This window comes from Clostridiaceae bacterium (genome assembly GCA_012840395.1).
Taxonomy (GTDB): domain Bacteria; phylum Bacillota; class Clostridia; order Acetivibrionales; family DULL01; genus DULL01.
In genome coordinates this window covers 20,724-39,742 of the sequence record DULL01000036.1, presented here as the reverse complement: position 1 = coordinate 39,742, position 19,019 = coordinate 20,724, and the positions used below count along the sequence as shown (strand labels likewise).

15 protein-coding genes are annotated in these 19,019 nt (G+C 36.6%); all 15 read right to left on the bottom strand.

The features are described 5' to 3' along the window. Positions 1-10 precede the first annotated feature (10 nt). Positions 11-1,990, bottom strand: coding sequence for a DNA topoisomerase (locus GXX20_04830; protein HHW30988.1), 1,980 nt, complete (start codon positions 1,988-1,990; stop codon positions 11-13). Between the two features lie 302 nt (positions 1,991-2,292). Then, the gene (locus GXX20_04825) at positions 2,293-3,567 is read right to left on the bottom strand and encodes an SLC45 family MFS transporter (GenBank protein ID HHW30987.1); all 1,275 of its coding nucleotides are present in this window, start codon (positions 3,565-3,567) and stop codon (positions 2,293-2,295) included. A 200-nt stretch (positions 3,568-3,767) separates the two neighbouring features. After that, a complete protein-coding gene (locus GXX20_04820; GenBank protein ID HHW30986.1) occupies positions 3,768-4,493 on the bottom strand; it encodes a glycerophosphodiester phosphodiesterase in 726 nt (241 codons plus the stop codon). Between the two features lie 437 nt (positions 4,494-4,930). Beyond that, positions 4,931-5,632 carry an OmpA family protein gene (locus GXX20_04815; GenBank protein ID HHW30985.1) on the bottom strand — a complete coding sequence of 234 codons (702 nt, stop codon included), beginning with the start codon at positions 5,630-5,632 and terminating at the stop codon, positions 4,931-4,933. A 68-nt stretch (positions 5,633-5,700) separates the two neighbouring features. After that, positions 5,701-6,534 (bottom strand): motility protein A, encoded by an 834-nt coding sequence (locus GXX20_04810; protein HHW30984.1) that lies wholly within the window; start codon positions 6,532-6,534, stop codon positions 5,701-5,703. 293 nt (positions 6,535-6,827) lie between these two features. Continuing rightward, positions 6,828-8,366 (bottom strand): 2,3-bisphosphoglycerate-independent phosphoglycerate mutase, encoded by a 1,539-nt coding sequence (locus tag GXX20_04805; protein ID HHW30983.1) that lies wholly within the window; start codon positions 8,364-8,366, stop codon positions 6,828-6,830. Positions 8,367-8,415: 49 nt separating this feature from the next. Beyond that, positions 8,416-10,353: a triose-phosphate isomerase gene (locus GXX20_04800; protein ID HHW30982.1), complete on the bottom strand. Its 1,938-nt coding sequence runs from the start codon at positions 10,351-10,353 to the stop codon at positions 8,416-8,418. Between the two features lie 47 nt (positions 10,354-10,400). Beyond that, a complete protein-coding gene (locus tag GXX20_04795) occupies positions 10,401-10,571 on the bottom strand; it encodes a hypothetical protein (GenBank protein HHW30981.1) in 171 nt (56 codons plus the stop codon). Between the two features lie 29 nt (positions 10,572-10,600). Continuing rightward, positions 10,601-11,629 (bottom strand): type I glyceraldehyde-3-phosphate dehydrogenase, encoded by a 1,029-nt coding sequence (gap, locus tag GXX20_04790; GenBank protein ID HHW30980.1) that lies wholly within the window; start codon positions 11,627-11,629, stop codon positions 10,601-10,603. 173 nt (positions 11,630-11,802) lie between these two features. Beyond that, positions 11,803-12,888, bottom strand: coding sequence for a 6-phosphofructokinase (locus GXX20_04785; protein ID HHW30979.1), 1,086 nt, complete (start codon positions 12,886-12,888; stop codon positions 11,803-11,805). A 76-nt stretch (positions 12,889-12,964) separates the two neighbouring features. Then, the gene (locus GXX20_04780; protein HHW30978.1) at positions 12,965-14,074 is read right to left on the bottom strand and encodes a M20/M25/M40 family metallo-hydrolase; all 1,110 of its coding nucleotides are present in this window, start codon (positions 14,072-14,074) and stop codon (positions 12,965-12,967) included. Further along, positions 14,071-14,568 (bottom strand): tRNA (uridine(34)/cytosine(34)/5-carboxymethylaminomethyluridine(34)-2'-O)-methyltransferase TrmL, encoded by a 498-nt coding sequence (trmL, locus tag GXX20_04775; GenBank protein HHW30977.1) that lies wholly within the window; start codon positions 14,566-14,568, stop codon positions 14,071-14,073. Before trmL ends, GXX20_04780 begins: the two co-directional genes overlap by 4 nt. Before the next feature lie 236 nt (positions 14,569-14,804). Continuing rightward, positions 14,805-15,530: a stage II sporulation protein R gene (spoIIR, locus tag GXX20_04770; GenBank protein ID HHW30976.1), complete on the bottom strand. Its 726-nt coding sequence runs from the start codon at positions 15,528-15,530 to the stop codon at positions 14,805-14,807. Positions 15,531-15,691: 161 nt separating this feature from the next. Then, positions 15,692-17,302, bottom strand: coding sequence for a CTP synthase (locus GXX20_04765; GenBank protein ID HHW30975.1), 1,611 nt, complete (start codon positions 17,300-17,302; stop codon positions 15,692-15,694). Positions 17,303-17,453: 151 nt separating this feature from the next. Further along, positions 17,454-18,947, bottom strand: a complete 1,494-nt coding sequence (locus tag GXX20_04760) for a S41 family peptidase (GenBank protein ID HHW30974.1) — start codon at positions 18,945-18,947, stop codon at positions 17,454-17,456. Positions 18,948-19,019 lie beyond the last annotated feature (72 nt).

Here is a 19,019-nt window from a genome sequence, read left to right as displayed (position 1 = left end):
GGCAAATCTACTAACTTACATCTATCATTTCCATATACTTATATCCGTTTTCTTCAATAAAATTCTTTCTTCCCTGAATGTTATCGCCTAATAAAATGTCAAACATTTCTGATGTACGCTTTGCATCATCAGGCAATATTTTTATTAATCTTCTGGTTTCAGGATTCATAGTTGTTTCCCACATCATCTCGGGGTTATTCTCTCCTAAACCTTTCGAACGCTGTATTGAATACTTTCCAGTCAGTTTTGATATTATCTGGTTTTTCTCCATCTCATTATAGGCAAAGTAAGTTTTATTCTTGCATGTAATTTCAAATAGTGGAGTTTCAGCAATAAATACTTTTCCTTTTTCTATTAAAGTTGGAACCAGTCTGTATAACATCGTGAGGATTAGAGTTCTTATTTGAAATCCGTCCACATCTGCATCTGTACAAATTATAATCTTATCCCACCGAAGATTATCCATATCAAATGTATTCAGTTCCTTATTATGCTTGGACTTTATCTCGACACCACAACCTAACACCTTTAACAAGTCAACTATAATTTCATTTTTAAATATGCTGTCATATTCAGCTTTCAGACAATTTAATATTTTTCCACGTACCGGCATGATAGCTTGAAATTCTGCATCCCTTCCAAGCTTACATGCTCCCAGAGCTGAATCACCCTCCACAATATACAACTCTCTTCGGCTTACATCTTTTGTGCGGCAGTCCACAAACTTTTTCACCCTGTTCGATATATCTAACGTTCCGCCCAGTTTCTTCTTAATGTTAATTCTAGTTTTCTCAGCCGATTCTCTGCTTCTCTTGTTAACAAGCACCTGCTCAATAATTCTTTCGCTTTCAATTTTGTTTTCAATAAAATATATCTCTAACTGCTGTTTCAAAAAATCAGTCATAGCCTCTTGAATAAACTTATTATTTATGGCTTTTTTGGTCTGATTTTCATAGCTTGTAAATGTGGAAAAAGAATTTGTCACAAGAATAAGACTGTCCTGAATATCTGAAAAAGTAATTTTACTTTCTCCCTTATTATATTTACCTGCATTCCTTATGCATTTATCAATTTCATTTATAAAAGCAGTCTTAACAGCTCTGTCCGGCGAACCACCATGCTCAAGAAAACTAGAGTTATGATAGTATTCCAACAGGTTGATTTCATTATTAAAACAAAAAGCTATCTGCATCTTAACCTTATATTCAGGTCGGTCCTCTCTGTCCCTACCCTTGGCAGATGTTTCAAAAAACTGTATATCCGTAAAACCTTTGTCTTGATTTATCTCCTTTATATAGTCAACTATCCCGTTTTCATATATATACTCAAATGTTTTTCCCGATTCTTCATCAAATAACCTGAATTTCAATCCGGCATTAACTACAGCCTGTTTTTTCAATATATCCTTGTAATATTCGAGAGGAATATCAATTGATGTAAACACTTCTATGTCCGGTCTCCATTTAATGGTTGTTCCGGTATGGTCATACTGGGCTTTTGTTTTCTTAAGGCCTCCTATATTTTCTCCCTTTTCAAAATGAAGCTCATATTTGTATCCGTCCCTGTAAACCAAAACATCCATGTACTCTGAGCTATATTGGGTTGCACAACTGCCAAGTCCATTAAAACCAAGGCTGAACTCATAACTTTCCCCAGTGGTGTTTTTATATTTCCCTCCAGCATAAAGTTCGCAGAAAACCAGTTCCCAGTTGTAGCGCCCTTCCTTGGGGTTATAATCCAGCGGTATTCCTCTCCCATAATCTTTCACGGTAATAGATTTATCAGAATGCCTTATTATTTCAATTATATCTCCGAAGCCTTCCCTTGCCTCATCAATAGAGTTGGACAGTATTTCAAAAAAAGAATGTTTACATCCTTCTATATCGTCAGATCCAAAAATAACACCTGGCCTTAATCTTACCCTGTCCGCACCTTTAAGGGAAGATATGCTTTGATTATCATATCTGTTTCCTTTTCTTGAATTTGTCATTAGTTCCTCCGGTTTTCTTGCTTAATATCTTTAGATTAGTATGCAAACCCGCTTCATACGGGAATTCAGTGGGGGTTATGCAATCCCCCGCTGAACAAGTTTATATAATTTACATCAACTCAGCTCCCGCTAATAGAAGCGAGAGACTTCTCTTGAGGCTTGGTTAAGGATTTATATACATTTAGACCATTAATACATCATCATTACATGTATATATAAGCCATAACAGAATTTATCATAATTCAGAATAATTCACAATATTATTATTAACCAAACTTATGTTCGTGTCAAGGACATACATTCTAATCCATATTCTCCAGGACTTCGAAAGCTGATTTTTTCACAGGAGGTATTTCCCCATGCTTCACAAGCATCATAAAGAAGAATGCTATAACCATGGCAATAGTTGAATAAATAAACATAAGTCCATCTCCAAGCATATCCTTTATAAACCCATAAAGAATAGGGCTGATAATGGCAGCCAGCATTGAAAAGAAATAATAATATCCTGTATATTTTCCTATGCCCGCATTTGAGGTCATTTCTACAACCATTGGATAGGAGTTTATATTTATAAGTGCCCAACCTATTCCGCCAAATGTCATTGCAAAATATATCGGTATAGCATCTCTTATAAAAATCATGGCAATAAATGCTACAATAATGACAATTAATCCGGAAAGTATGGTTTTCTTCCTTCCAAATTTTCCTGCTATTAATCCTGCCGGAATGCAGAATAATAGGAACACAGCTGAAAATACGGTCAAATACACGGAAGAAATGCTTTTGTCCACTCCCAATATTACCTGGCCATAGGTAGAAAAGAAAGCTTCAATTGCATTAAAGCCGGTATACCAGAAAAAGATTGCTAAAAGAATGAATATAAGGCTTAAGAGTTTACCTCTCTCCTGTTCTTTAACAGTGTTATCTGCAACCTTAGCCCCTCTGTCTTCCGATTGTGCGGAATCTACATTAGCACGGTTTTTATCTTTTTCATATTCAAGAACCTCCGGTTCTTTCACCAGGTTATACATAAGAATGATAGTTATAAACATAATTCCAGCTACTACAGCATATGGAACATATTCTCCCATTTTGAAGAGTATGCTGCTTAAGAAAAAGGAAGCCGAACTTCCCAGACCACCCATAAAATTGATAATTCCGTTTGCTTTACTTCTAAGAGGTCTGGGAGTTACATCAGGCATAAGGGCTACGGTAGGAGCCCTGTAAATACTCATAAAAAGATTAAGAAAAATAACAGCTGTCATAAGAAAAGTCAGGCTTCCTATAGTAAAAGGAAGTACGAAAAAGGCAATGGCTGACAGAGGTATACCTACCAGCAGATAAGGCATCCTTCTACCATACCTTGTCCAGGTCCTGTCGCTTAAAGTTCCGAATAAAGGCAAAAACAGAAGGGCAAAAATATTGTCTATTGTCATAACTATACCAACTTGTGTCCCTGACAACCCCAGCTCATCAAGATATAATGGAACTGCAAGATTGTATATTGACCAGACCAGGCTTACAGTAAAAAATCCCAGGCCTATAATAAATGTGTTCTTATAATTCAATTTCATATTATCTGGGGTGCTATTATCTGATTTTTTATGATTGAGTTTCATGTTAAGCTTTTTAATTTTTTGTTTCATATGTACCGCCCTCCCTTTTAATCTGATAAGTAGTTGCCACTTATAGCCAACAGCCGCTACTCAGCTGGTCAAAATAAACATTACTTACTAAACATGTCGTGGAACTATCCATTTTTACCTTGCACTGCTTAATTAATGGCATTTAAGGCTACATCAGGCACATTGGTAATTATTCCTTGAACACCTATTTCAGATATCCTTTTAATCATGTAAGGATCATCTACGGTATATGTATTAATAGAAATTCCATTTTCTAGGCATCCAAAAACCACTTCAGGAACAATATTGTAAAAAAGAGGATGAATGGCATAGGCATCCAGTTTTTTTGCATAGGTCCATGGTTCATACAAACCTGCTACATACAATATTCCTGTTTTTATATCCGGATCAATTTTCTTGATTTTTACCAGGCTATAATGGTTAAATGAGGATATAATTACACGGTTTTTATTAGAAAATTTATTTACAAGACTTACAACCTTTTCTTCAATTTCAGGATAAATGACTGGACCGGATTTTATTTCAATATTTAGGAGGCCTTCCCAATCCTGCAGTAATTCCATTATCTCAGTCAGTGTCGGAATAGTCTCTCCTTTGAATTCCGGTGAAAACCAGCTGCCAAAATCAAGTTCTCTCAATTCTTTCAAAGTTTTATCCTTTACCAAACCGCTTCCGTTGCTGGTTCTTTCAAGCTTTTCATCGTGTATTACCACAATATGCCCATCTGATGACAGCTGAACATCAAGTTCTATACCATCAGAACCCAATTCCATAGCCTTTTTAAAGGCTGCAATAGTGTTTTCAGGAGCATACTTGGAAGCACCTCTGTGGGCTATAATCTTTGATTTGTTCAACATAACCATCCTTTCATAAAAAAATAAATGCATAGTAATTATTATGCATATATTATTCTACATGGAAAAAGTTTATCCTTTTTATTTATATCAAACCTAATATTATTAATTGGATCATATTAATTGGATCATATTAATTGGATTATTTTATTTTGGATTATTTTATTTTGGATTATTGTCGTCTTTTGAGGTTATAACACACCTTTTTAGTTACATACTCTTTTATACTATGATCTATTATTTAGAATTATTTAGATAATAAATCTATTTAAACAACAATAACTGGTTCATATATATCTTTTTTCAGTTAACAGTATCGATTTTAATTAATAATATCTTATATTGATCTTAACATCTATTTTCCAGATTATTATTATTAATTCTAAAATAAATATAATATCATTTCTATAGAACAAATTTTTCTTTAAAATTATATACTACTTAAGAATTATAATATCTATTCTCCTGTTTTTACTTCTATTTTCTTCAGTATCATTAGGCCTGATGGGTTTGAACTCACCCCGCCCGGTAGCAGCAAGTTTTGCAGGATCAAGCCCTGATTTCTCCACTAAAAATAGCACTACATTTGTAGCTCTCTTTGTAGAAAGTTCCCAATTTGTTGGAAATAAAAGAGTGTTTATCGGCAAATTATCAGTATGACCTTCTATAATGATTTCATTATCAAGTTCCTTAAGTATGCTGCCTAATTTTAGTAACACTTCCTGACCAGAAGGAAGAATGTCTGCCTTCCCCAATTCAAATAGTACAACAGAATCGAACCTTAAAACCAGCTCTTCCTCTTCTTCTATCACGGTAACATACTCTGATATCTCCAGCTTTTCCATCTCTTCTGTAACCTTTTGAACTGCATTTTTAAGCCTCTCCTCTTCTTCTGAAGCTGTAGTACCTATTAAATCCCTTGCAGATTTATTTTGCAGGAATCTGTCACCGCTGCTATCGTATAAAAAGGCTTTTCGGATAGACTGAGATACCTGTGTAAACTTCTGAATATCAAGAGAAGCCATGGAAAAAAGCATCACGAAAAATGTTAAAAGCAATGTTACCATATCGCTGTATGTAAGAAGCCATGGGGCAGCACCTTCTTCCGAATCTCCATTTCCTCTTTTCCTTTTTCTCATATTTCCAAGCACCTCCTTTAAAAAATCAAATATGCGAGGTTATCTATTTATACGAGGTTATCTATACTTCACTTATTAAAAGCAATATCCTCCCTAAGACTTTCTTCTCTATTTCTATTCTTAAGAGGGTTCCCTTCCATCATATCATAAGCCTTCTTTTGCTCCGGTGAAAGGAAGGTCTTGAGTTTATGTTCCATAATTCTGGGATTTTCTCCTGCCTGAATTGATAGAATTCCTTCAATAATCATCTCTTTTAAACGTATTTCCTCTTTACTTTTTATTGCGAGCTTTGTAGCAATAGGATTACAAACAAAGTTAGCCAATACACTTCCATAAAAAGTGGTTACAAGGGCAACAGCCATGGAGGGTCCGATCTTTGACGGTTCATCCAAATGTTCAAGGAGGTTTATAAGTCCTATCAGAGTACCTATCATACCCCATGCAGGGAATAAAGCACCCATGGTTTTAAACAAGCTCTGGCCTCTTAAATGTCTTGCTTCCAGGTTTTCCAGTTCCAGATTCATGGACTCCCGAACAGTATCTGGTTCTACACCGTCTATAATAAGTTGTAATGATTCTCTAATATAATCGTCCTCAATATTTTCCTGCTCTGACTCAAGGGCTAAGAGTCCTTCTCTTCTGGCTTTCTGTGAAAGACCTACCAGAAGTCTTATTGTATCTCCGGGACTGGGCTGCTTACTTGAAAAAGCTCTACCTACTAATTTTAAAATCTTTGCAATTTCCTCAACCCTGTAACTTACAAGAACAGAGGCTATTCCCCCACCTATAGTAATAAAAATTGACGGTAGATCATAAAAAGACCGGAGAGATCCGTCTAATAATATAGAAATTACAATACAAACAACTCCAGCAACAATACCCAAAAATGTTGCAATATCCATATCATCACCTTATATGTAAAATTCTGAGATTGAAAAACTGCTTATAATATAATTTTCGGCAATTTAATAAAAAAAGTAACTATATTTTTTATGCATTCAGAAAGATATATTTTAAACAAAAAACAAGAGGGCAGCTACCCGGGTAACTGTCCTCTTTATCAAGCAAACTCGCTTCGCTTGGTGATTCAGTGGGGTTTTGCAATTCCCCACTGAAATAAGTCATTATTACAATTTACATTAATTCAGCTCCCGCTTATAGAAGCGAAAGACTTCTTTATGCCTGGTTAAATTTTTTATTTCTTTACAATAAGAGACTGACCTGTCATTTCCGGAGGTTTTTCAATTTCCATTATATCCAGCATGGTAGGTGCCAGATCTGCAAGCCTGCCTTCTTTAAGTTCAATATTTTCCAGTCCTATACATATAAGAGGTACCGGATTTATTGTATGAGCAGTAAAGCTTCCTCCTGTGTCAGGATCTATCATCTGCTCTGCATTTCCATGATCGGCAGTAATTAGCGCCACGCCTCCCTTTTTCAGCACAAGGGGGACTATCCTGCCCAGGCATTTATCAATTGCTTCAACAGCCGCTTTTGCAGCTTCATAAACTCCTGTATGGCCAACCATATCACAGTTTGCAAAGTTTAGCACAATTACATCATATTTTTCTGAATCTATTCTTTTCAAAACTTCTTCGGTAACTTCATATGCACTCATTTCAGGCTTTAAATCATAGGTCGCAACTTTTGGTGAAGGAACAAGCACTCTGTCTTCTCCTTCATACATCTTTTCAACTCCGCCGTTGAAAAAGAATGTTACATGTGCATATTTTTCAGTTTCAGCTATCCTGAGCTGTTTATAACCAAGTTTGCTGATATATTCCCCAAAAGTATTTTCAAGGCTTTCAGGTTTATACGCCACTTTTACATTGGGCATTGTCTTATCATACTGGGTCATGCATACATAATACACTGGGAAGAAACCTTTTGGCCTTTCAAAACCTTTAAAATCTTCATCCACAAAAGCCCTGGTAATTTCTCTGGCTCTGTCAGGCCTGAAATTATAGAAAATGATAGAATCATTTTCACCTATGGTGCTTACAGGCCTGCCATTTTCTACAATAACAACGGGTTTTACAAACTCATCATATTCTTCTCTTGCATAGGATTCTTTTACAGCTTTAATAGCATTATCAGAATATATACCCTGACCCATGACCATGGCATCATAAGCCAGTTTTACTCTTTCCCATCTGTTATCTCTGTCCATGGCATAGTATCTTCCCATTAAACTTGCAATTTTACCGGTACCTATACTCGCAAGTTTTTCTTCAAGTTCCTCTACGTACTTTATGGCACTATCTGGAGGGACATCTCTGCCATCAAAGAAATTATGAATATACACATCTTTTAAATTATGCCTTGCTGCCAGTTCCACCAAGGCATAGAGATGAGTATTATGGCTGTGTACTCCTCCATCAGATAATAAACCAAACAAATGTAATTTTGTCCCGTGCTTTTTGCAATTTTCTATAGCTCCCAAGAATTCTTCCCTTTCAAAAAAGTCTCCGTCTTCAATAGACTTGGTAATTCTTGTTAACTCCTGATATACCACGCGTCCTGCACCAATATTTGTATGACCCACCTCTGAATTGCCCATCTGGCCTTTTGGCAAACCAACATCCAAACCGCTGCAGTATATCCTGGTATTTGGATAAGTGGCAATAAAACTGTCCAGATTGGGTTTATAGGCATTTGCTACAGCGTTTCCCTTTATTTCGGGATTTAACCCATATCCGTCCAAAATAATTAATGCCACTGGTCTTTTCTTCATAATATAATCCACCTTCCGTCGTATAACTCAAAAAACTAAACTGCAGCTGTTATTCTTCCCATTTCACAATTTTTGTGAAATCGTCAAGTTTCAGACTGGCTCCTCCTACAAGGCCACCGTCAATATCAGACATGGAGAATAATTCCTGTGCATTTGCTGCGGTTATACTTCCACCATATTGTATTCTGACTTCTTCTGCTATTTCTTCGCCATATAGTTCTTTAATTGTATTTCTTATAGCTTTACATACTTCATTTGCCTGCTCGCTGGTAGCAGTCCTACCGGTTCCAATTGCCCAAATTGGCTCATATGCTATTACAATATTTTTTGCCTGTGCTTCAGTTAAATCCTTAAGAGCAATTTTTACCTGGTATCTTACTAAATCTTCAGTAACTCCCTGTTCTCTCTGGGTCAGTGACTCGCCTACGCATATAATTGGTTTTAAACCATATTTAAAAGCTGCATGGACTTTTTTGTTTACTGTTTCATCAGTTTCTGCAAAATACTGCCTTCTCTCAGAGTGTCCAATAATTACATATTCGACTCCCAATTCCTTGAGCATTGGACCTGAAATTTCTCCGGTATACGCTCCTTTTTCTTCATAGAACATGTTTTGGGCGCCTACTTTAATGTTTGTACCTTCAACAGCCTTTTTAACTCCCTCTATGCTTGTAAAGGGAACACATACGGCAACTTCGGCCACAGCATTTGACACTTTATCTTTTAATGCTGAAACAAATTCAACAGCTTCCTTTGGTGTCATATTCATCTTCCAGTTGCCTGCTATCAGCTTTTTTCTTGGATTTTTATCCATTAAAACAGCAATACCCGGAAGTTCTTTCCCTTCGAGGAATTCCAGAGAAGCTCCTCCTCCGGTAGAAATATGTGTAATTCTATCTGCAAAGCCAAGCTGTTCAATAGCCGCTGCTGAATCACCGCCACCTACAATTGAAATAGCGTTTGATTCTGCCACAGCTTTTGCAATTTCCTTAGTACCATAGGCAAAGTTAGGGAATTCGAATACTCCCATTGGTCCATTCCATACTATGGTCTTTGCTTTTTTGATTACCTTAGAAAACTTTTCAACTGTGAGAGAACCTATATCCATACCCATCCAGCCATCAGGCATAGCATCGGATGGCACATATTTATATTCTGTATCGTTTTTAAATTCCTTGGCAACAATGCTTCCTACGGGAAGTAACAGGTTGACACCCTTCTCTTCTGCTTTTTCCATAATACTTTTTGCCAGATCAAGCTTATCGTCTTCACAGATAGAGTTGCCAATATGATATCCTTTTGCTTTCAGGAAAGTATAAGCCATACCTCCACCTATTAATAGAGAATCAACCTTATCCAGTAAACTCATTATAACAGAGATTTTATCTGATACTTTTGCACCGCCAAGAATTGCAACAAAGGGTCTCTCAGGATTGGACAGGGCTTTCCCCAGGAATTGGATTTCCTTCTTTATTAAGAATCCGCATACTGCAGGGAGGTAATCCGCCAAACCTGCTGTAGAAGCATGAGCCCTGTGCGCAGTTCCAAATGCATCATTTACAAATATTTCTGCCATACTTGCCAGTTCTTTTGCAAAAGCAGGGTCATTTTTTTCTTCTTCCTTATGGAACCTTACATTTTCAAGCATCATTACCTGACCCTCTTTAAGAGCCTGTGCCTTTGCCTTTGCATCTTCACCTATTACATCCTTGGCAAGAATTACTTCCTGCCCTAAAAGCTCACTTAATCTCTGAGCGGTTGGCTTCATGCTGTATTTTTCTTTTAATTCTCCTTTTGGGCGTCCAAGATGGGAAACAAGTATTGTCTTTGCTTTATTGTCAATCAGGTACTTAATTGTGGGCAATGCAGCTACTATTCTCTTATCATCGGTTATTCTGCCCTGATCATCCAAGGGCACGTTAAAATCAACCCTTACAATAACTCTTTTGCCATGAACATTTATATCTTCTACAGTCTTTTTGTTCATCATACTCATAACATTCACTCTCCTACTCATTCAGTATTAAAGTAAACTTACTTTAATTGGAGCTTTACTCCATCAGAATTATGTCTGTACTTATCCGGAGGCTTAAAGCCGCATGTTTTGCCTTTTAAGAAGCTAAAATTCCTGCGGCAATCAGCCAGGTATAAATAACCTAAAGGTTCGGGGCTAAAAGCGCCGAACCTTTGGAGTAACCTACACAAACACTAAACGTCCAAATATTTTCTACTTATTAGCAACAGCCACAACCGCAACCGTTGTCTACCTTATACATATGGAGGATTAAATCTACAACCTTGTTTGAATAACCCCACTCATTATCATACCAGGCAACCAGCTTGACAAAATGATCATTAAGTGCGATTCCGGCTTTAGCATCAAATATTGAAGTACGAGGATCTGTAATAAAATCTGAAGATACAACATCATCTTCAGTGTATCCGAGAATACCCTTTAGTTCATTTTCAGAGGCCTTCTTAACTGCTGCCTTGATTTCTTCATAAGTTGCAGGTTTTTCCAGACGGCAGGTAAGATCTACTACAGAAACATCCAATGTAGGTACTCTGAAAGCCATTCCGGTTAACTTTCCGTTTAATTCTGGTATAACCTTGCCAACAGCTTTTGCAGCACCTGTTGATGAAGGAATAATGTTATGAGCAGCTGCGCGTCCGCCTCTCCAGTCTTTCTTGGAAGGTCCGTCAACTGTCTTCTGGGTTGCTGTAATAGAATGGACAGTAGTCATAAGGCCTTCAACTATTCCAAAATTCTCATGAATTACTTTTGCTAAAGGAGCCAGACAGTTTGTAGTACAAGAAGCATTTGAAACAACATTCATATCACTTGTATACTTGTCGTTGTTTACACCCATTACAAACATTGGAGCATCTTTTGAAGGTGCAGAAATTACGACCTTTTTAGCTCCGCCCTTAAAATGTCCGGATGCTTTGTCTATAGTTGTGAATACGCCTGTTGATTCTACAATATATTCGGCTCCGCATTCACTCCAGGGTATTTCTTCAGGACTCATAAATGCATAAACACTAATTTCTTTTCCATTTACAACCAGTTTTCCATCTTTAGTTGCTATTTCGCCATCAAATTTTCCATGAACTGAGTCGTATCTCAGCATATAAGTCATGTAATCCAAATCAATAAAAGGATCATTAATTCCCTTTATTTCAACATCGGGATTATTGATGGCTGCCCTGAAAACCAAGCGTCCAATTCTTCCAAAACCGTTAATACCAATTTTTACTGCCATTATAACTTACCTCCTATGTAATAATATTTAAAATTTAAACTCATTTATTGCAGTAGAAATTTGTTTCAGGATTAATCATCCAAAAAAACTATATATTTTAAGTTACATTTTATTATATCTAGTGTTTATTTTCAATACATTAACAGAAAAATAATTAAATTTTTAACAAACTTTTAATCCCCAAATCCTACCCCTACACTCTTGGCTATCCTTACCAGTTCTCCTTCCGGATCTACAGTTTTTATCGAATTTACTGCATCTTCAAGAGGTACGGGAACAATATCCTTTCCCTGAAGGCTGACCATAACTCCGTATTTTTTTTGGACTACCATTTCAACAGCAGCAACACCATAACGGGTAGAAAGAATCCTGTCATAAGGTATAGGCCTTCCTCCCCTCTGGAGATGTCCTAAAACAGTAACCCTGGTTTCAATATTTGTTATTTCCTCCAGTTCGGAAGCTATTTTGTGTCCAATTCCCCCGAGGCGGATGGGATCGGGGCTGTGTTCCAGCACTTTACTTACACAAACTTCACCATTTACAGGTTTAGCTCCTTCAGCAACCACTATGATGCTGAAATGTTTACCCTCATTCTTCCTGTTCATTACACTTTGTGCCACTTTATTAATGTCATAGGGTATTTCAGGTATAAGAATAACATCTGCACCACCTGCAATTCCAGCTTCCAGGGCTATCCAGCCTGCATATCTCCCCATTACCTCAAGAATCATTATCCTGTGATGGGACTCAGCAGTAGAATGAAGTTTATCTATAGCCTCGGTAGCTGTATCAACCGCCGTCATAAATCCAAAGGTTGTATCTGTTGCAGATAAATCATTGTCTATTGTTTTAGGAACTCCAACCACATTCAGTCCTTTTCTTGAAAGGTCTCTTGCGCTTGTTAATGTACCATCTCCTCCAATTATCACCATGCACTCTATATCGTGCATATGTACATTATCAAGAATTCTTTCGGTCATATCCTTGTATTCAACCGTGCCGCCTCTTTCAACTCTAAAATTAAAAGGATTGTCCCTATTGGAAGTACCAAGTATTGTACCACCTTTATCAAGAATTCCCGATACGTCACCCGGCTTGAAATGAACATAGTTATTCATGACAAGGCCTCTGTAGCCATCCCTGAAGCCTATAACGTCATAGCCATATTTAATCATCGCAGTTTTGACAACTGCCCTTAGTACCGCATTTAGTCCCGGGCAGTCACCACCACCCGTCAACACTCCTATTCTTTTTCTCATAGTCTCCCCCCTTTTTTATATAATAATTCATGGTTATAATTTTTGAATAAATTCATGCTCTAACCCCTTGCCTTAATTATACATTTTTAATAATTGCCAATAAAAATTCAGCAGCTTTTGTCAGATCTTCTATTTTTATATACTCCTCAACACTGTGTACGTTTCTCATTCCTACACTTACATTGACCGCCTTTATGCCCTTTGAGGATATTATATTTGTATCGCTTCCGCCGCCTGTAGCTTCCAATTTTAGCTCAATACCGCATTCCTGGGCAGCTTTTCTTAAAATATATATTATTTCATCATCTTCTTTTACCTCAAAAGCAGGATACATTAAATCGGCTTTAAACTCCACAGAACCTCCGAATTTACCTGCAGCTTTCATAAAGCACTCTTTCATGTGCTGAGTTTGTTCCTCCAGCTTCCTTGGCTGCCTGCTTCTTGCTTCAGCGTGGATTATCACTTCATCACATACAATATTGGTTGCTTTTCCTCCATTTATAATGCCTATGTTGGCAGTAGTTTCACTGTCAATTCTCCCAAGTTTCATATTGGCAATTGCCTCTGAAGCTATCTGAATTGCATTTATGCCTTTTTCCGGTTCTATGCCTGCATGGGCTGCTTTTCCTTTTACAGTAACATGTATTTCATTTTGAGTAGGAGCCTTTATATTTACTTCTCCTATATCTCCACCGCTGTCAAGAACAAATCCGTACTTAGCGGATATTTTACTGTAATCCAGATTTTTTGCCCCATGTAAGCCTCCTTCTTCTGCAACTGTGAACACTGCATATATATCTCCGTGTTTTATGTTCCCGCTCTTTAATACTCTAATACACTCTAATATACATTCAATTCCGGATACATCATCTGCTCCCAGGATTGTCTTTCCTTCTGATTTAATAATATCACCTTCAACTACAGGCTTCTTTCCTTCTCCTGGTACCACCGTATCCATATGAGCCATAAGAAGTATTGCAGGTATGCTTTTATCACCATCAATTTTAGCTATTATATTTCCTGCATTTCCTCCTATTTTTGCTCCCGCGTCATCCTCGTAGCATTCAATACCTAGCTCAGATAATTTAGCCTTTAATGTATCAGCCATTTTTCTTTCCTTAAATGTAAGGCTGTCAATTTGAACAAGTTCGGTGAATTCTTTTACCATTCTGTCCTTATTAATCATTTTACATCACTCCCAGATAATAGTCCCTTTGTTTCCAATCCCTTAAATTCATGTTGTCTTAATGCCTCATACAAAATAATTGCAACAGAGTTTGCCAGATTAAGAGAACGAATATTATTGAGCATTGGTATCCTTATGCACCTATCATAATTTCCCCTGAGAAGAGTTTCCGGAAGGCCGGCTGTTTCCTTCCCAAAAACAATAAAAGATTCTTCTGGGTAATTTACATCAGTATAGCTTTTTGGTGCTTTAGTGGATGCAAAAAAGAATTCTGCATCTTTATATTTTTCCCGAAGTTCATCAAAACAATCATAATAATGAATATCCAATAAATGCCAATAATCAAGACCTGATCTTTTTAAATACTTATCATTTACTGAAAATCCCAATGGCCTCACCAGATGAAGGCTCGCACCTGTAGCTGCGCAAGTCCTTGCAATATTACCTGTATTTTGGGGTATTTCAGGTTCTACAAGAACAATATTAAAATGCATATTATGTCAAACCACCTTCTGTTATTATGCCTTACTTCAAGTGTTTACCTGGTATGCAAACTTAAACTTACATTATTCTTAAGCTTACATTGTAATATTATACCATAGCGGTGTTAATAAAGAAATTTGTTTTATATTAATAGAAGCGTATATAAACAAGTGAATGCTACAAGCATAAAGCCTGTAGCATTCAGATTAAAGCCAATCAAACGCGAAAATACTGCAAAAACTATTATTTATTCTTTAATATTAAATAATTTATTCAACGCTGCTGAAAACTTATTCTTTGAATTCTGAATGATTTCAACTATTTTAAACTTAATCTTAACCGGTACATCTTTTTCTGATTCAGAGGAAGTTACAAGAATGTACTCCTCAACACTCAACTGCTCCTTTAAATCTTCCTTTACCGAATCAGGTACCGTTCCATGGGTGGCATCTACAAAACATAATGGAGGAAACAATACACACCACCAGTTAGCTCCTTCTCCTTTACCTATAACAACCCGTAAAGCCTGGTAATTTCCAGCGGGAAGAACTATATCCCCATAAGCTTTTGTAGGGAAAGGATAGCTTCCCAGTTCTGCCTTTACCTTATAATTTTTACCTGCGTCAGCTATTGCTTCTTCAGCAATGCTTACAATATTACTTAGATTATTGCTGATAATATGCTTTGTGTGCTCCAGACTACCTGAATCTTTGAGCTGCACTTTCATATACTCAATAACCCGATCTCTTACACTTCTTTTTAGTTGCTGGTCTTCTTCAGAATCGCTGTTAGCTATTACATGAAACCTTATTAAATTTTCAGCAAGGCCTTTATTTATTTGTTCAGAGAAGGAATTCATATAAATAATTGTCATAATTAAGGCGGACATAATAATAACAAGTCCCGATTTTAAAATTGTATTATTTTTCGGAAACTTTCCTAATTCCTTAATTCTAAACAATACTTTGCTCATCATAAAATCACCCCGGGCTTCACAACTTCCTCCAAACATACATGAAAAAAGTATAAATTTCAAAATAATGTTTCTTCTAAAAGTATTGGCAATCTAAATGAAATTTATACTTTTTTGGTGATGATTTTATGACCATTGTATTATTAATAATTTATATTGCATTATTTATTTTTATTTGCCTTGATAACCGCTCTCACAAAATCTTTGAATAAGGGGTGAGGCCTGTTGGGCCTTGACTTAAATTCCGGATGGAACTGTACACCTATAAACCATGGATGATTGGGCAATTCAATAGTTTCCACCAATCTTCCGCTAGGTGACAATCCTGACAGCACCAAACCTTTCTTAACCAGTATATCTCTGTATTCGTTATTAAATTCATATCTGTGGCGGTGTCTTTCATATATAAGCTGTTCTTTATATATTTCACGGATTTTGGTTCCTTCATTTATCTTGCAGGGATAGACACCCAGCCTCATTGTGCCGCCTTTGGTGTCTAATTCCTTTTGTTCAGGCATGAGGTCAATAACCGGGTATTCTGTATTTGGGTCAAACTCGGAACTATGTGCGTTTTTAAGATTTGCCACATTTCTTGCATATTCAACTACAGCTAACTGCATTCCGAGGCATATTCCGAAGAAAGGAATTAAGTTTTCCCTGGCATATTTTATTGTTCTAATCTTGCCATTAATACCCCTGTCTCCAAACCCGCCCGGAACAAGGATTCCGCTTGCTCCATCCAACAGCTCGTCTAAATTTTCATCAGTAACATTTTCTGAATTTATCCATTTTATTTTTACATCCACGTCATTTGCAATACCGCCATGTTTCAAAGCTTCAACTATACTTATGTATGCATCATGGAGCTCCACATATTTACCTACTAGTGCGATAGTAACACTTTCTGATAAGTTCTTCTGCTTTCTCGCTAATTCTATCCAGTCACTCAGATCTGGTTCTGGGCAATTCAGATTCAAACGTTTGCAAACTATATTGGCAAGTCCTTCTTTTTCCAACAATAATGGAACTTCATAAATTGCTTCTGCATCTATGTTTTCAATTACCCACTCTCCCGGGATATTGCAGAATAAGCCTATTTTATCCTTTATTTCTTTTGAAATATGTTTTTCAGTACGGCATACAATAATATCCGGTTGTATACCTATGCTTCTTAATTCCTTTACACTATGCTGGGTAGGTTTGGTTTTAATTTCTCCTGATAATGAAAGGTATGGTACAAGAGTTACATGAATATATAATACATTATCACGACCTACATCTGTGGCTACCTGTCTTATAGCCTCAAGGAAAGGCAGACTTTCAATATCACCCACCGTTCCTCCTATTTCTGTAATTACAATATCTGTATGATCAGATTTTCCTACTCTATAAATTCTTTCTTTTATTTCATTAGTTATATGCGGAATTACCTGGACTGTTCCTCCAAGGAAATCTCCTTTTCTTTCCTTGCTTATTACCGACCAGTAAATTTTCCCGGTAGTGATATTACTATTTTTATTCAGATTCTCATCAATAAAACGTTCATAATGTCCTAAATCAAGATCGGTTTCAGCCCCATCTTCAGTAACAAATACTTCTCCATGTTGGTATGGGCTCATGGTACCTGGGTCAACATTTATGTATGGGTCAAACTTTTGAATTGTGACATTTAAACCTCTTGCCTTGAGTAATCTTCCAAGGGAAGCTGCTGTAATCCCTTTACCCAGGCCTGATACAACTCCACCGGTTACAAAAATATACTTTACTGGCATTTTCTTATCCTCCAAAAAATTAAAGCCATCATCTGAACTAAGACAGCTAACGGCTGACAGTATAAGAATCTAAAACTTAATTACTCATATTATTTTATATTCGACAGAATATGGTGTCAATAGCAATAAGAAAAATGCTGATATTGTAATTTTATTCTGATAAAATCTCTACTGCTTTAGCAAGTTGTTTATCAATCTCTAATAATTTTTTATAATATTCATTATTTAGCGTTTTTTGGGTAGTAAAATCAAGTACTCCTCCTGGGTACAGGCCCATGTTGGTTCGAAAATCATTTATGGCCTTAAAAGTTTTCTCATCCAGGATTGTGTCCGGTTCATCAACTTCATACCCTATTAGTTTTAGCATTTTCTCTGCAAAATATACATCACTGCCTTCATCCCCAAGGTCAGGTTTCCAGGTAACTGACAGCTTTCGGATATTTTTGGCGTCATAATACTCAATATCGTCAGGATTATCAATTTCAATGTCAGGGGTTATACCATATCCATCAATTAACCGTCCTTTAGGAGTCAAGTACATGCCTGTAGTCATTTTAATCCAGCCCAATATTTCATCGGTCATTATATTAATGCCTTGTTCCATCGATAATTCATAGGCATCCACATACCACTTTCCGTATTTGACATTATATTTTTGGGATGCCTCAGGAGTAAGTACCGGTATTAAATTCTGCACTTTTGCTTTTCCAAAAGTCTTTTTACCTACTATTATTCCAGCCTCCCTGTCCTGTACAGCCCCGGCTACTATTTCTGAAGCGCTTGCACTGTTTTCGTTGACAAGAACAACCAGCTTATATTTGGATTCTTTTTGTGTGGAATAATATTCTTCAGGGAGTAACCTTTCATCCTTAAATGTCAGGGTTGTAATCAATCCTTCGGGAACAAAAAACCTTGCAACCGAAACAGCTTGATCTAACTGTCCTCCCGGATTATTTCTCAAATCCAGAATAACCTTCGTTATTTTTTTCTCTTCCAATTCCTCCATGACCTTAGTAAAATATTCCATAGTCCCAGAGGTGAACATTTCCAGCCTTATATATCCTATATCTTCAATTATATCCAGGGTAACAGGGCTTACTATTACCTTTCCCCGTTCAACTTCAATGTATTTTACTTCCAAATCCTTACCTCTCAATATTCCCAGGGTAGTTTTAGTTCCAACAGGGCCTTTTATTAAATATACAACTTCCTCCAGGGTACATCCTTTTACGTTCTTACCATCTACAGAAACAATAACATCTCTTGCCATAAGGCCTGCTTTCTCGGCTGGAGATAAGGATATTACATCTGTAATAACTATGGAATCACCGGATTTTTCAATATATACACCTATACCTTCAAAGGAACCTTCTATATTTCCCATAAAAATATCAGCTTCTTCGGAAGTAAAATATGTAGTATAAGCATCCATCTGACTGAAAATTCCTTTTAGAGCGCCTTCCAGAAGTTGTTCTTCAGATACCTCGCCACTATACTTTTTGTCTACCATTTCCATTATACTTCTCAGGTATTCTATGCTTTCTTCAGAAGGCATACTTTCTGCCCTGACAGGCATCATTATTACTAACATAATACTTAGTAAAGCTGCAAATGCAGTGATAACCCTTAATACTCTTTTTTTCATATTAATTCCTCTTTCCATCAGTCTTTTGCACTGCTAAATATTACACAGCTTAAGTATTATATTAGCATATTT

Bases quoted from the DNA above. Each gene is read 5' to 3' on its own strand.
- GXX20_04800 (HHW30982.1), bottom strand. From the start codon at position 10,353: ATGAACAAAAAGACTGTAGAAGATATAAATGTTCATGGCAAAAGAGTT.
- spoIIR (HHW30976.1), bottom strand. From the start codon at position 15,530: ATGAGCAAAGTATTGTTTAGAATTAAGGAATTAGGAAAGTTTCCGAAA.
- GXX20_04760 (HHW30974.1), bottom strand. From the start codon at position 18,947: ATGAAAAAAAGAGTATTAAGGGTTATCACTGCATTTGCAGCTTTACTA.
- GXX20_04805 (HHW30983.1), bottom strand. From the start codon at position 8,366: ATGAAGAAAAGACCAGTGGCATTAATTATTTTGGACGGATATGGGTTA.
- GXX20_04825 (HHW30987.1), bottom strand. From the start codon at position 3,567: ATGAAATTGAATTATAAGAACACATTTATTATAGGCCTGGGATTTTTT.
- GXX20_04785 (HHW30979.1), bottom strand. From the start codon at position 12,888: ATGAGAAAAAGAATAGGAGTGTTGACGGGTGGTGGTGACTGCCCGGGA.
- trmL (HHW30977.1), bottom strand. From the start codon at position 14,568: ATGCATTTTAATATTGTTCTTGTAGAACCTGAAATACCCCAAAATACA.
- GXX20_04815 (HHW30985.1), bottom strand. From the start codon at position 5,632: ATGAGAAAAAGGAAAAGAGGAAATGGAGATTCGGAAGAAGGTGCTGCC.
- GXX20_04810 (HHW30984.1), bottom strand. From the start codon at position 6,534: ATGGATATTGCAACATTTTTGGGTATTGTTGCTGGAGTTGTTTGTATT.
- GXX20_04830 (HHW30988.1), bottom strand. From the start codon at position 1,990: ATGACAAATTCAAGAAAAGGAAACAGATATGATAATCAAAGCATATCT.
- GXX20_04780 (HHW30978.1), bottom strand. From the start codon at position 14,074: ATGATTAATAAGGACAGAATGGTAAAAGAATTCACCGAACTTGTTCAA.
- gap (HHW30980.1), bottom strand. From the start codon at position 11,629: ATGGCAGTAAAAATTGGTATTAACGGTTTTGGAAGAATTGGACGCTTG.
- GXX20_04765 (HHW30975.1), bottom strand. From the start codon at position 17,302: ATGCCAGTAAAGTATATTTTTGTAACCGGTGGAGTTGTATCAGGCCTG.